Consider the following 13,650-nt stretch of genomic DNA (forward strand, 5'->3'; position numbering starts at 1 on the left):
ACTTCACTGCGCCCGATTGCACTAAGGGATAGTATCTCCATCCTAACTTATGAAGTATCCCTCTATATAAATATTTCAATTTCTGAAGCACCGAAGCCCGCGACTACAGCGGGCTTTTTTACGTAGAAGAACAAAGGGGAAGCATAGTATTTCCATTCGTAAGACTCTTTTGATACAGTAGTTAAAGGTCTTCCTGAGGGAAGACACAAGCGCGAATTGGAGAGGGGAATTCTAATGAATGTAAAGTATAACGTTATTGAGCAGCAGGCTCTTACTTTTGCCGGGATCAAACGAACCTTCTCTTGCGTAGACGGTGAGAATCTTAGAGGCATTCCTCAAATGTGGCAAGAAGCTCTAGCTGAGGGGATTGAGGATCGACTGGGCGAGTTGAATAACGGGGTAATCCCTGGCTTGGTGGGTATCTGTGTAGATCAGAGGCAATTACATGACGGGCAAATGGAGTACTGGATTGCTACCTCTCATTCGGGTGAAGTTCCAGCAGGCATGTATGGAATAGAGCTTCCTGCGGTGAAATGGGTTGTATTTGAAGCAGAAGAACTTGCGCCAGAAGCGATACAGCGCTTGTGGACATATATTATCTCTGAATGGTTCCCTACAGGTTCTTATGAGCATGCAGGCATTCCGGAACTTGAAGTATACAGTGGTGACGGTGCTCCGCCCCAAGTGTGGATACCTGTAAAGTCGTAAGCGGGTTAATTTCTAGAAGGTTCAATCATTAGGAGGCGTATCATGTTATCAACTCGGGTAATGGAGTACTGTGAGGATCAAGGCTGGTGGCATGAAGATGTCCCGGCAGATTATGAAGAAGCGTTACGGAAACTGGGTATTGATTTGGAGTCCGATTTTGCGCAGTTTTATTTGCATGCTGAAGATGGGCCTACATTCTATAGTAGAAATCAGGAGCTTTATCAGATTTGCTGGTTTATGGTGAATACCGTTTATATGGAAGACATCACTGTAGCACAGCTCACGTTGGGGCTACCGGAAGCATATATTCCGCTGGATAGCTTCGAGGGTGAGGGAGGATTCTTTTATAATCGTGTGACGGGCGAAGTTATTTTGGTTGAGCTCGGCGAATCAATTGAGCGTTTCCTTCGGGGAGAGAGTACACCACAATGGTCGAATTTTAATGTTTTTCTAGAATGGTACTTCAAGCTCGATGAGGAACCTACGCAATGAAGGAAGGGTTATATTGAAGGAAAATGAAGTAAATCTGAGCGTAGAGCAAGTTACGACCTAGCCTGGTGACATACCCAAGTGTCATAGCCAAAATCATGCAAAAAAGACGAGCCGCGGCTCGCCTTATTTGTTTCACCCTCTTGTACAGCAGTGTAGCTTGGTGCTATGTAGCGTGCAGTGGGCAAGTGTTGTTTTTGCTCTAATCAGAGATATTGCGCGTATAGTATTCGATAATGTCTTTACGACGGATGATGCCAAGGAACACACGATCCACATCAACAACAGGTACGAAATTTTGATCCGCTGCCAATGTCAGCATATCCTCCATTTCGGCCTCGATGTATACGCATTCATTGTATACACGATTGTTAATCTCATGTACCTCAACCTGATCCATATTATCAAAAGTCAATCCAGGCGTACTTCGCATTTTCCATAACAAGTCACCTTCGGACAGGGTAGCAACATATTTTCCATCCTGATCAATTACGGGTATGGCAGTATAATGCTGCGCTTCAAGCTGCTCGATTGCATCCTTCATGGAAGCAGAAGACTTGATATAGGCCACTTCGGCTTTGGGGAGTAAAAAATAGCTGATTTCCATCATCGGGCTCCTTTGCAGTAATTTCACTCTCCTTATTTAAACATATTATGTGAGCATTCGGCTATTTTTAATGATAATTTCGTCAGATTTGTGCCATTGTTTAAATGAGTTTGGAAATCTATAGTATATTGTAGAGGTGATATGACATGAAAAAGAAACATAAAATTTTGTACGGACTACTCCCGATCTTGTTTGCGGGTGGAGTCGGAATGTACTTATATATGCAAAACGGTAAGGCTGAAGAAGCGAAGCCAGAGACCACTGTAGCCCAGTACATAGATCATCTGCAGAAAAAGGAATTCGATCAGCTATATACGATGATGACACCTGCTTCACTGGATGAATCTGGACTGAGCAGAGAACAGTTTGTGGAAAAGTATAATGCAATCTACTCTGGCATGGAGGTATCCGAGGTAAAGGCGGAAGTGAAACTGCGGGTCACCGAAACGACATCGGATTCCAACGAATCGGAATCCGGAACAAGTGAAAAAGCAAGCGCCGAGGGAACGAACCCTGACATCTACGAGGTGGACTATAGTCTGCAATTGACAACCTTGCTTGGCGACTTGAACGAAACTCAGTCGTTGAAACTTGTCAGACAAGAGCTTGAGGATGGCACTAAAGTCTGGCGGATTGATTGGCAGCCGTCGATGATTCTCAAAGATATGGTTAAAGGCAGTAAGGTGAGAGTGCGGACACTATTTCCGGAACGTGGCAGCATCGTAGATCATGAAGGAATGCCTCTTGCTACAAAAGGGTCGGTCAATGAATGGGGCATTGTGCCAGGAGAGCTGGGCGACAACCCAGATGCAATACTTGCCCAGATTGCTCAGCATTACAACGTGTCTGTAGACGCCATTAATAAGCTATTAGACCAGAAGTGGGTGAAGCCAGAATATTTTGTTCCGATTGCTACGACCGATGAATCCAGCGTGCCTGACGGGCTAAATGGCGTGAAGCTGCAATCCAAAACCATTCGATACTACCCGCTGGGTGAAGCGGCTGCTCATCTGGTTGGTTATGTGCGTAAAGTGACAAAAGAGGATCTGGATAAAGATACCGAAGGTTATTACCGGGCAGAGGACTGGATTGGTAAAGCTGGCCTGGAGCAATCCATGGAGAAACAACTTCGCGGCGAGCGAGGTGGCTTGATTGAGATAACGGATGAACTAGGAAATGTACGGTCTGAGTTAATTCGTAAAGATGCCGTCGATGGACAAGATGTACAGTTGACCATTGATGCGCAAACACAGCGAAAATTGTATCAGACCCTTTCCAGCGGTGGAGACGCCGGAGCCATGGTGCTGATGAATCCGACAGATGGCCATCTACTTGCTATGGCTAGTGCGCCAGCCTACGATCCAAATAAAATGGTTACAGGTCTTACGCAGGCGGAGTGGGATGCGTATTCCGCAGATGAAGGGTTACCTTTTATCAATCGATTCACGAATCGTTATGCACCAGGATCAACGTTCAAAGCAATAACGGCAGCAGCAGGACTTATGGAGAACGTAACTACTGCGGATAAGGAACATGATATCCCTGGTTTACAATGGCGTAAGGATGAGAGCTGGGGCGGTTATTATGTGAAACGTGTGAAGAGTGTATCACCGGTGAATATGGTCGATGCCTTGGTCTATTCAGACAATATCTATTTTGCCCAAGAAGCCATTGAGATGGGAAGTGCCAAATTCATCGAAGGTATTCAAAAGTTTGGATTCGGTGATAACTTCGGATTGGACGAATTGTATTTGAAGCCAAGCCAGTATGCAAATGAGGCGCATCTGGATCTTGCATCAGAGGTGCTTCTCGCCGATACGTCCTACGGTCAAGGAGAGATGTTGATGTCTCCGATCCATCTGGCGACTTCGTTTACACCCTTTATTAATGAAGGGAAAATGGTGAAGCCAGTACTGATTATAGGCAAAGAAACATCTGAACCCGAGGTGATTATCACACCTGATGTTGCAGCTACGGTGAAGGATGCACTCGGTCAAGTCGTTACCCGTTCAGGTGGAACGGCTCATTCCCTTAATCCGCTACCAGGAGAACTGGCCGCCAAGACGGGAACCGCAGAATTGAAAGCGAAGAAAGGAGAGAAAGGACAGGAGAACGGATTCGTCGTGGTGTTTGATACCGAGTCCCCGTCCTTCCTCATCTCTGCTGTAATCGAACAAGTGAACGGCCGGGGCGGAAGTCATTATGTCGTGGATAAGCTAGAGCCGTTTCTGGAGAAATTGAACGTACCGGCATCATGATAATATATAACAGCCCACCAGACCTGAATTGCATTGCCAAAGGTCTGGTGGGCTGTTTCTTTGTTATTTTTTTAGCTAGACTATAGAGCTTTATTTGCGTGCTGTTATCATGAAACGTGCGGCATTTGTCTGAATTCCCTGATCACACTGATATTGCTGAATAAAACGCTGGAACGTCTGCACATCTGTAGCCCGTTCTCCGAATCCAGGAATAATCGGCGCATGGGTTAACAGGAAGAGCAGATCTTCTGGACGAGCATAATACTCGGTCGCATTATATTCCTTGAGTTGAACATCACGGAATCCAGCTTCACGTAGCTCGTTCACATATCTCTCCGCTAATGCGCTTGTTGGCAAGTCTTCGGTTGCCTCGAAGCCGAAGGCTTCTTTGATGTTATATTTATCATTTTCCCGAACCTGCTGGGTCAGAAACATACCTCCATCAGCGAGTACACGATATGCTTCTGATGCGCAGAAGGGAGCATGTCTGCAAGAAATGATATTGAAAAATTGATCCGGGAATTGAAGTTGCTCGGCATTCATCTGCACAAATCGGACGTTGGAGTGGCCTGACTTGAGAAGATTACGCTGGGCAGTCTCCATCATGCCGTGGGAAAGATCGATCCCAACAAGTAATGACGCAGACGCTGCATGAGCGAGTAGAGCTTCTCCGCCACCTGTGCCAATGTCGAGTAAGAGATCAGAGGGGCGTGTGTGGCGCATAACTTCAGTATACAGGTTCCATAGGACACCTTCGGATACAACCTGAATGGAACTAAAATCCCAACCGTTGATCGCCCCGATCTGTTCATAAAAAGCATCATATTGTATGGTTTGTTTCATTCGTATTCCTCCAAATTTGAGTTGATACAACAAGTGGTAATGTTATTCACGTTCGATACAGTAACCTGCTGAGTTAGGTCAAGAAGACAGACGTATCCCTGCATAGCTGGTACGCGTTTTGACCCAGCCCGATAACTAATTACTTCGAACGAATTGGAATAACATGCTTGTCACCTCACCATTTGGAATATAACCAGTATAATCATTTGACAGCCTATATGCGAAATGTTATTTTGAGTTGGAATCTAATTCAACAGATCGAGGTGATCGATGGTGGCTGTAAGCGCAAATCAGATTTTTGTTAACCTACCCGTCAAAGATTTGAAGAAATCAGTGGAGTTTTTCACCAAGATCGGTTTTGAATTTAATGCTAATTTTACGGATGAATCAACCACCTGTATGATCATTGGGGACAACATTTATGCTATGCTGCTGGTGGAAGAGCGTTTTCTATCGTTCATTCCTAAGAAAATCTCTAATGCTGCCGAGACGGCCGAAGTTATCGTTGCGCTATCCGTAGATAGCCGTGAACAGGTCGATCAGATTGTACAAGCTGCTCTGGATGCAGGCGGCAAGCACTACAATGATCCGCAGGATCATGGCTTCATGTATGGCTGGAGTTTTCAAGATCTGGACGATCACTTGTGGGAAATAACTTATATGGATATGAGTGCATTCCCTGCTGGAGAATAATTGAACATTAAGCATATAAACAATAAAGTGTATACATTAAATGAGATAACCTTCCTATGCCATAGGAAGGTTGTTTTTTTGAGAAATCTATCGTACATACAGCATTCACACAGCCCCTCGAATATGGACATGAATAACATAGAGCATGCATGACCACAACGATGTACAGGGAGATGGATATGAACCGTTCCAATGTGAAAAGTTACCGTTATCGTGTCGGGAAGAATCAGTACATTGTCATTCAGATTCACCAAACTGCCAAAGGTTACGCGGAGTCTGGGAATGTGCTTGCGAGTAATGCTGTTAATGTTCAGATTATAAAAGAGAAGAAGAAGGGAAGCAGATCCTCGCGTAAACGCTAGTCTGGTCAATGAATCAATGAATGCGAAGTGTTCACCATGCTTCTGTTTCTACAAAAGAGAACGATTAAGACTGGGAGGTAGATCGGTGTGGCTAAGAAAAAACAAGCTAAACACGTAAACCGGGTAGAGGTAGACAAAAGTCGTTTGAAGTTTCATGCGACACAATCTGCGAAAGCTTCGGTGGGTCAGGGTGGTAATGCCTTCGCCATCAATGCCAATGAACTCGGGAATATTAGGGTACGTGCGGGACAACAATAATCGGTATTAAGCCAGATAAATAGAAGCTAAGAAGGTGCCAGATGGCACCTTCTTTGTTGTATATTAGACTGCCATTGACGCTGGAGAAGAGAGAAGTCACGTGAAGAGGCGAACCGGGTATGTCATTTTTGTCACGAAAACAACCGGGATAGGATATTGCTTATTAAACATTCATCCGTTAAAATATAGAACGAATGTTCAGTATGCAAGCAGTATGTAAGAAACGGAGTGAAAGAATGAACAAAAAGCAACTTCAAACAGAGCAAACGAAGAAGAAACTAGCGGATGCCTCTAGAGCTCTTTTTGTGCAAAAAGGCTATAAGGCAACATCCATTGAAGATATCGTGGCGGCAACGGGAAGCAGCAAGGGCAATATATATTACCATTTCAAAAGCAAAGAAGGTCTCTTTTTATATTTAATCGATGAATGGGATCGGGAATGGGAAGAAAATTGGACAGCCAAGGAGCATCTCTATCGCACCTCTACCGAGAAAATTTACGGTCTGGCAGAACAGCTTGTCCTGGATGAGATGAATCACCCACTGACCAAGGCAGCCGATGAATTCTTCACCAAGGAGAAGAAAGAGAACGATATCGAAGAACGCATCACGGTGATGTTTGAGCGGCATATTCAATTTAACAGACAACTGGTACAAGAGGGGATCGATAACGGAGAGTTCAAGGCCGACAACGTAGATCACCTCGCGCTTATATTGGAAAGTACCATTATCGGACTAAGTCACATGTCGCGCAGTATGGAGCCAGAACAGGCTCTTGCCTTATATCGTCACGCTGCAAGTGTATTCTTGCACGGCATTGCAAAAGATAAGGATTGAACATAGGGTTGCCACTTGAACGGAATATATGAGCAGGCAACATTTTGACAACTACGGAGGATGCAATCATGGCTTTATTAACGCGCAATAGGGGCGCATTACTACTATTAATGGTTAATATTTTTCTCGTCTTTACAGGTATAGGTCTTGTTGTGCCCATTATGCCTGCGTATATGGAGCTACTGCATATTACCGGATTCACGGTGGGACTGCTGGTAGCGGCATTTTCCTTCACACAGTTTCTGTTCTCCCCGGTGGCGGGCCGTTGGTCTGATGCTTTGGGGCGCAAAAGGATTATCGTCGTCGGTATGTTAATCTTCGCTGTATCCGAATTTATGTTTGGTGCGGTTAATGCACCTGTGCTGCTCTTCGCCGCGCGTATGCTTGGCGGCATTGGTGCAGCGTTGATTTTCCCGGCAGTTATGGCCTACACGGCAGATATAACAACAGAGGAAGAACGCGGTCGAGGAATGGGATTAATCAATGCCGCGATCTCAACCGGGTTCATCATTGGGCCTGGTATCGGTGGTTATCTGGCTGAGTTCGGTATTCGGATTCCGTTCTACGCTGCAGGTGTTGCCGGTTTGTTAGCAGCACTCATCACATTGGCCATTTTGCCAGAGTCGACGCGTAGTCCCGCAACGAGTAAACCTGATGTGGGAGCACCTAAAGTTAAGGTTAAAACACAGAGCTTGGCATCTCAATTGCTACGATCATATCAGGCGCCTTACTTTTTCAGTTTGATTATCGTATTCGTGATGGCATTTGGACTTGCAAACTATGAGACGGTATTCTCGCTATTTGTATATCAAAAATTCGGATTTACAACACAGGATATTGCGTTCATCATTACGTTTGGTTCCATTGCAGGGGCTGTAGTGCAGGTCGCTCTCATCGGCTGGTTACTGAACCGGTTTGGGGAGAAAAAGGTCATTTCGGTCTGTCTGTTTTTTGTAGCAGTGTTTGTCATGCTGACCTTATTCGTGCATACGTATTGGCTGATTCTGGTCGTTACCTTTATTGTGTTCCTTGGAATGGATATCTTACGCCCTGCAATCAGTACACAAATGTCCAAACTAGCGCAGGAGCAGCAAGGCTTTGTGGCGGGATTGAATTCAGCGTATACAAGTCTAGGCAATATCGCAGGACCGATTGTTGCAGGGGCATTATTTGATGTAAATATTAATTACCCGTACGTTTCTGCTTCCATTGTGCTAGGAATTTGTTTCCTATTATCCATGTGGGTGCTTAGAGGAGGCAAACAGGCTAGACAACTGAAAGCCGAAATGTAACGATTAACGATATTTGAAGTGATATTTTGTTATAATAATAGATGCTGGAAGTGAATAATTGGGCTGGGTTACGATGAACGTTATCTAGAATGGTCATTTTTAAGCATATACAGGATTATTGGAGTGATACGATGAGTAAATCTAAAGGTGGCGGAACAGGCCGCGGTACAGGCAAAAAAGGCTGGAATCGCTGGCAAGCGAGTGCCAATCGTGCCAAAAGTGCACCGAAACCCTATAAGAGTAAGGGTACGAAGAAAAAGGATGATAACGAAACCTCAGATGACAAGTCCCAGTGAGTGGGGACTGGCAAAGCGTGAGGTGTTCATGATGAAGAGATCTGACCTAAAGACAGGGGCAGATCTCTTTTTTTACTTAAGTGCCACTTTATTATTCCATCCAAATTGCCGATATAAATGGTAAAATAAACCTCTAACTTGCAGAGAGCATTATTCTCATTATTTTATCAAAGGAGTCTATATCATTGGCTAAGCATGTTACCAAAGGCATTGTATGTACTACTATACTGAGTTTGTCCGCGATGGCTACCCTTACTGGATGCAGTGAACCTTCTACACCGTCCTATGTATCTGAGCCCACCATCAACTCGGAGTCCATCGTTTCCTCAAAAGATGCTGTGGAAAAGCTCGTAACGTTCTATCCTCAGCAGAAAGAACTATCAGTCAGCCTCCCTTCCGAATGGGAAGTTGTTACGGAGGAGATCAGCCCGTCCCTTTTAAAATTAGCTACAAAGGATCAAACGAAATCACTTCGAATTGACCGTGTGAACCGTGAAGACTATATTCCAGACATGTCATTGACGGATTATATGGTTCGGCATCAGGAAAACATAAATGCAGCACAAGAGTCAGTAGACACAAGTGATGAGGTGATTAGAACAAGTCAGTTGATAATTGATCAAAAAGAAGCCTATGTAAAAGAAGGACGCACGAAATATGGCAAACATCAATTCGGATACATCACAGCATTTCTAGAGACGGATCAGCATTTCTATATCATTACATATACGAAGATGTACCAATTTACGGCAGTAGATCAGGAGTTTTTTGAACAACAAGTGGCTAAGCATCTCCGTATTTTGAATGACCAGCCAACGGACTATAGCACATCTTCGACAGAATTGGTTGCCCATCAAGGAAAATACGCACAGTTCCAGATTAGCACACCTTCCAACTGGCAGGTTCATGAATTTGATCTATCGGAATCAGCGCTTGATATATCTTTGGCAGAGAATAATGAGCAGTTGTCGATATACCTTGCATCCAAGGATGAGTTCGGTTCAGATCTAACATTAGAGGATTACGGGCGATATGTCGCTGAAGTCTACGCGGATGGTAAGGATACTCCCATACCAGAGATGATACCTGTTGAAATTAACGGTCTGAAAGGCATACAGCTGGAAGGACACTACGTGGATAATAAGCGCCAAACCGCTGAGTTACGCACCATTCTGGAGTCACCAAAGCATTTTGTAGAGATTATATTCTACACCACAGAGAGCCGCTTTGATCGGGTGAAAAAAGACTATGAAATGTACACGAGTACGTATGTGGAGCCTGAAAAGTAACATTCACGAACGACGTGAACTTGAACTTGTGTCAGCACAGTTCACTGAAATAGCTCAAACTATAATATTACAGCGGCTCTTTGGATACGGTACGTCGTATCTAGGGGATCGCTGTTTTGTGTATGACATACCAACATGTATTTTGCTTTAACAGTTAAGTCATCATTTTGTATCTTTGGAGGTACAGTTATGACATCATATCTGCATGTTATGACTATATAACGTAAGTATTTTAGCGGGATGCTACACTCAATTTACATACAAGGCATGAAGTGATTGGGAGGTAGGATTAATGCAAACCGTATTCGCCGGAGAGAATATTCAGTTCAGTTATAACAAGAAGAAACCTGTATTAAAGCAACTGTCAATATCGGTGGGGGATCGTCAAATTTATGGATTGCTTGGCCCCAACGGTGCGGGCAAATCCACGTTAACCAGAGTGATATTGGGACTAGATAAGCCCCAAAGTGGGAAAATTCAGTGGTTTAATGAATATCTCAATGCAAGTACAAACAAACGTGTAGGATACGTTCCACAGGATCTAGCGTTGATCTATGATTTATCTGCCTATGAGAATGTGTTGTTTTTCGGTAAGTTGTATGGATTAAAGGGAGAACGTTTGAAAAACCAAGTTCGCTTCGCGCTTGAATTCGTGGGACTGTGGGAAGAACGCAAACAGAAACCTAAAAAGTTCTCCGGCGGTATGAAAAGAAGGCTTAACATCGCATGTGGTATTGTCCACAACCCGGATGTCATTATACTTGATGAACCAACGGTTGGTGTTGATCCACAATCCCGTAATCGCATCTTGGATGCCATTACAGAGCTGAATCAGCTCGGAACGACGGTTATCTATATCTCGCACTATATGGAAGAGGTTGAGAAGATCTGTTCTCATGTCGGTATTATGGATGACGGACAATTGTTATGCCAAGGCAAGCTACATGACGTTATTCAGGAGTATACCGATCAGGCTATCATTCGATTGGAGCTACAACAGAAAAGTACAGCGTATGCTAAGCAGCTTGAAGATTACGTTGTACTACTGTCAGATGGCAATCGTGTAGAGCTTGGTGTTCCCAAAAATGATATAAACACGTTAAGTCAGATCAGAGAATCTTTCGGGGAAGACATGAAGAGCTTTCAATATGTAACGCCGAATCTAGAGCAAGTTTTTTTCCAATTAACCAGAAAGAACTTGAGGGATTAGAGCGATGTGGACGATATTTGCTACCAGTATGAAGCGCAAGCTTCAGAACCCTGTCGTGTTTGTAAATTATATTCTGCTGCCCCTGTTGTTAATTCTGATTCTGGGCAACGCATTGTCAGGGGTATTCCAGTCAGAGGATCAGGAATCGAAGCATTCTCTGATCCCACAGATCTCTACTGTAGTTGTGAATGAAGATGATGGTGAAGTCGGCAAAAATGTAGTTGCTTTCTTGAGTAGTTCTGCCAATGAAGAGATGTTCGACATCCAGATACAGACGAGTAGTGAGACAGCTATGAAAATGCTCGAGTCTGGTCAAGTGGAACAATTTATCTATCTGCCTAGTGATCTAACGCTGGACTATGAAGCACATCAGATTGGTAATATCACTGTATATGGGAAAGACAATCATATTGAAAAAGTAAATATAACCGATTTGGCGTTATCTGCCTACGGGGATGGATATTTGGCGATGGAAATCGCAAGTGCAAGCAATCAGAACATCGTTTACTCTCATCAGTACAGCAATATGTTAACTGCATCTGGAGAAACAGATCGGGCATCTGCCTCATCAAGTGGTTCCAGTATTTCAGCAATGAGTTATTACGGTGTAACCATGCTTGTTCTAATCCTGGTATATGGTCTGGCTAACACGATGAACTTTGTACAGGAAGAATACAGTGAAGCGTTGGAGGATCGTTATCTGGTTACTCCAATCTCCAAGACAGCGTTAATTATGGGGCAATTTCTGACAGGTGTGACGATATCCATCATGCAAGGAGTAGTCATCGTCGTATGTGCCAAATTGTTTTTCGATGTTAGCTATGGAGATAGCATTATGTTTGTGTTGTTCATTATCCTTGCAGGTGCCATCTTCTTCAATGCGTTGGGATTGCTGCTCGGTGTGATTGCCCGTCGAATCAAGCAAGTGGATGGTCTAGTCACCATATTGATTCCAGTGATGACGTTTGTGGGTGGTGGATTCGTTAAACTGGATATGGGAGAGCTGAGTTCAATAAGTATCAATGAAGTGTTCCAACGTCCTATGTTTGATTATATTCAGCAAGGTGTCATAGATCTGATGCCTGTATTCACAGCGCTTATTACCGCAATGGGATTTCTCCTCATTTCGGTGTACTCCCTGACTAGAAAGGTGGTTCGATAAGGTGCGGGTATTCGAACTATATCTCAAGCGGGTTTTCAAACGAAAGCTTACGTTTATCCTGATTTTATTGTTGCCCGTTGTATTTACGTACTCGGTCGTTGCGCAGTATGAGGAAGCGACGAAGGTTACACTTACAATGTATATAGAGGATACAACGGTGAATTCATATGTATCAGACATGCTGAAGAAGCAAAATGTCACCATTACACAGGCCTCATCCGCAGATGATGCCATTCATCATCGTACTAATCTGGGTATCGTGTTTACGCCAACAATTGCGGATATCACTGCTGATCCGGACACACTGAATGTGAGTAGCTATGTGAATGAACCAAGCGTAAATTCGAATTCATTGCAGGTTAAGCTGAACAGTGTGTTTTCTGTGTTGAAAACACTCGCCAAAAATGCGACAAGCGAACAATCATTAACCACAAGTATGAAAGAAGCCGCTGCAGCGAGCGCTCCAATTCAAGTGGAGCAGAAGATTTTAGGGAATCCTAATGCAGTTGTCTTGACGAGTTCCTTCAATATGATTGTGTTTATTATTATGTTTCTTACGATGACGAACACACTATTATTCCTAGGTGATAAAGTGCATACCACAACCCAGCGCCTATTACTGGCTGCAGGTAGCAAATTAAGTTACTATCTACAGACCGTTAGTGTGTTTGCGGTGATTGGTGTGGGACAATTTATACTTATGGTTGCCTTGATGACAGGCGTTTTCCAAATAGATCTTTCCCTATCTGTGTGGGAACTTCTGTTACTCGTGCTAGCCTATGGACTATTAAACATGATTGCAGCAGGACTTGGGTTGCTACTCATAAGTCGTACATCCAAAATGTCTACGGGACGGCTGCTTATTACTGTTGTATCGCTACCTCTGGCGATGCTGGGAGGTACCTTATGGCCAAGTTCAATTATGCCTGAAGGGATGCAGAAGCTGGCACGATTTCTGCCAACCCAGTGGATCACTGAACTGAACAATGATATGTTCAGTGGTTTTACAGGTAATAGTAGTATGGTTGCTGTGCATATCATCAGTTTGTTCGTCTGCGCTGCGATAATTTTCTTATTGCTGACAAGGGTGAGGACAGAAGATATATAATAGATTCGAATTCTCTTAAAGAGGTTGTTCAAAAAGTTCGCTTTTGATTACGAAGGATGCCTGATGGCATCTCAGCGTCAAATATGGGATTCAGCCGAAATGTCCGTTGCTCACGTAGTTCTGCCTACGCTCCGCTACTCCATTTCTAGCTTCATCCCATCTTCTCGGTACTGAAAACCGTCCTTTTTGAACACGCACTTAAATAGGCTATCTTATCGTATTCTCAGTTAAAGACTGAT

At 43.9% G+C, this 13,650-nt stretch carries 15 protein-coding genes; 13 read left to right on the forward strand and 2 right to left on the reverse strand.

Going from position 1 to position 13,650, the window contains the following annotated elements:
- Window positions 1-234: 234 nt before the first annotated feature.
- Both M3636_RS22180 and M3636_RS22185 read left to right on the forward strand, forming a co-directional pair.
- Window positions 235-708, forward strand: coding sequence for a GyrI-like domain-containing protein (locus M3636_RS22180; protein ID WP_128100363.1), 474 nt, complete (start codon window positions 235-237; stop codon window positions 706-708).
- A gap of 42 nt (window positions 709-750) precedes the next feature.
- Window positions 751-1,200, forward strand: coding sequence for a hypothetical protein (locus M3636_RS22185; RefSeq protein ID WP_128100364.1), 450 nt, complete (start codon window positions 751-753; stop codon window positions 1,198-1,200).
- Between the two features lie 199 nt (window positions 1,201-1,399).
- Here the strand turns inward: M3636_RS22185 and M3636_RS22190 are convergent, their stop codons facing one another.
- Window positions 1,400-1,804, reverse strand: a complete 405-nt coding sequence (locus M3636_RS22190) for a CBS domain-containing protein (protein WP_056692743.1) — start codon at window positions 1,802-1,804, stop codon at window positions 1,400-1,402.
- Between the two features lie 146 nt (window positions 1,805-1,950).
- Here M3636_RS22190 and pbp4 point away from each other — a divergent pair, with 146 nt between their 5' ends.
- A complete protein-coding gene (gene pbp4, locus M3636_RS22195; protein ID WP_128100365.1) occupies window positions 1,951-4,062 on the forward strand; it encodes a penicillin-binding protein PBP4(5) in 2,112 nt (703 codons plus the stop codon).
- Window positions 4,063-4,152: 90 nt separating this feature from the next.
- Here the strand turns inward: pbp4 and M3636_RS22200 are convergent, their stop codons facing one another.
- Window positions 4,153-4,905 (reverse strand): class I SAM-dependent methyltransferase, encoded by a 753-nt coding sequence (locus M3636_RS22200; RefSeq protein ID WP_251384047.1) that lies wholly within the window; start codon window positions 4,903-4,905, stop codon window positions 4,153-4,155.
- Window positions 4,906-5,178: 273 nt separating this feature from the next.
- Here M3636_RS22200 and M3636_RS22205 point away from each other — a divergent pair, with 273 nt between their 5' ends.
- The 10 genes from M3636_RS22205 to M3636_RS22250 all read left to right on the forward strand — a co-directional run bounded on the left by M3636_RS22205 (window position 5,179) and on the right by M3636_RS22250 (window position 13,411).
- On the forward strand, window positions 5,179-5,598 hold the full coding sequence (locus M3636_RS22205) for a VOC family protein (RefSeq protein ID WP_128104307.1): 420 nt from the start codon (window positions 5,179-5,181) through the stop codon (window positions 5,596-5,598).
- A gap of 179 nt (window positions 5,599-5,777) precedes the next feature.
- Window positions 5,778-5,960 (forward strand): hypothetical protein, encoded by a 183-nt coding sequence (locus tag M3636_RS22210; protein ID WP_128100367.1) that lies wholly within the window; start codon window positions 5,778-5,780, stop codon window positions 5,958-5,960.
- Window positions 5,961-6,047: 87 nt separating this feature from the next.
- Window positions 6,048-6,218: a hypothetical protein gene (locus M3636_RS22215; protein ID WP_164848566.1), complete on the forward strand. Its 171-nt coding sequence runs from the start codon at window positions 6,048-6,050 to the stop codon at window positions 6,216-6,218.
- A gap of 236 nt (window positions 6,219-6,454) precedes the next feature.
- Window positions 6,455-7,054 carry a TetR/AcrR family transcriptional regulator gene (locus M3636_RS22220; RefSeq protein WP_128100368.1) on the forward strand — a complete coding sequence of 200 codons (600 nt, stop codon included), beginning with the start codon at window positions 6,455-6,457 and terminating at the stop codon, window positions 7,052-7,054.
- A gap of 68 nt (window positions 7,055-7,122) precedes the next feature.
- Window positions 7,123-8,346, forward strand: coding sequence for an MFS transporter (locus M3636_RS22225; protein ID WP_251384048.1), 1,224 nt, complete (start codon window positions 7,123-7,125; stop codon window positions 8,344-8,346).
- Window positions 8,347-8,477: 131 nt separating this feature from the next.
- Complete coding sequence (locus tag M3636_RS22230; RefSeq protein WP_082560289.1) at window positions 8,478-8,642, forward strand: DUF3934 family protein; 165 nt, start codon at window positions 8,478-8,480, stop codon at window positions 8,640-8,642.
- A gap of 185 nt (window positions 8,643-8,827) precedes the next feature.
- Window positions 8,828-9,931, forward strand: a complete 1,104-nt coding sequence (locus tag M3636_RS22235; RefSeq protein ID WP_251384049.1) for a PsbP-related protein — start codon at window positions 8,828-8,830, stop codon at window positions 9,929-9,931.
- A gap of 292 nt (window positions 9,932-10,223) precedes the next feature.
- On the forward strand, window positions 10,224-11,141 hold the full coding sequence (locus M3636_RS22240; protein ID WP_251384050.1) for an ABC transporter ATP-binding protein: 918 nt from the start codon (window positions 10,224-10,226) through the stop codon (window positions 11,139-11,141).
- Window positions 11,142-11,145: 4 nt separating this feature from the next.
- A complete protein-coding gene (locus M3636_RS22245; RefSeq protein WP_251384051.1) occupies window positions 11,146-12,303 on the forward strand; it encodes an ABC transporter permease in 1,158 nt (385 codons plus the stop codon).
- Window position 12,304: 1 nt separating this feature from the next.
- The gene (locus M3636_RS22250; protein WP_251384052.1) at window positions 12,305-13,411 is read left to right on the forward strand and encodes an ABC transporter permease; all 1,107 of its coding nucleotides are present in this window, start codon (window positions 12,305-12,307) and stop codon (window positions 13,409-13,411) included.
- The last annotated feature ends 239 nt before the right edge of the window (window positions 13,412-13,650 follow it).

The sequence above is a fragment of the Paenibacillus sp. MER 99-2 genome (assembly GCF_023714095.1).
Taxonomy (GTDB): domain Bacteria; phylum Bacillota; class Bacilli; order Paenibacillales; family Paenibacillaceae; genus Paenibacillus.

Coding starts and splice junctions, on each gene's coding strand:
- M3636_RS22180 (WP_128100363.1), top strand. CDS start 235: ATGAATGTAAAGTATAACGTTATTGAGCAGCAGGCTCTTACTTTTGCC.
- M3636_RS22185 (WP_128100364.1), top strand. CDS start 751: ATGTTATCAACTCGGGTAATGGAGTACTGTGAGGATCAAGGCTGGTGG.
- M3636_RS22190 (WP_056692743.1), bottom strand. CDS start 1,804: ATGGAAATCAGCTATTTTTTACTCCCCAAAGCCGAAGTGGCCTATATC.
- pbp4 (WP_128100365.1), top strand. CDS start 1,951: ATGAAAAAGAAACATAAAATTTTGTACGGACTACTCCCGATCTTGTTT.
- M3636_RS22200 (WP_251384047.1), bottom strand. CDS start 4,905: ATGAAACAAACCATACAATATGATGCTTTTTATGAACAGATCGGGGCG.
- M3636_RS22210 (WP_128100367.1), top strand. CDS start 5,778: ATGAACCGTTCCAATGTGAAAAGTTACCGTTATCGTGTCGGGAAGAAT.
- M3636_RS22220 (WP_128100368.1), top strand. CDS start 6,455: ATGAACAAAAAGCAACTTCAAACAGAGCAAACGAAGAAGAAACTAGCG.
- M3636_RS22225 (WP_251384048.1), top strand. CDS start 7,123: ATGGCTTTATTAACGCGCAATAGGGGCGCATTACTACTATTAATGGTT.
- M3636_RS22230 (WP_082560289.1), top strand. CDS start 8,478: ATGAGTAAATCTAAAGGTGGCGGAACAGGCCGCGGTACAGGCAAAAAA.
- M3636_RS22240 (WP_251384050.1), top strand. CDS start 10,224: ATGCAAACCGTATTCGCCGGAGAGAATATTCAGTTCAGTTATAACAAG.
- M3636_RS22245 (WP_251384051.1), top strand. CDS start 11,146: ATGTGGACGATATTTGCTACCAGTATGAAGCGCAAGCTTCAGAACCCT.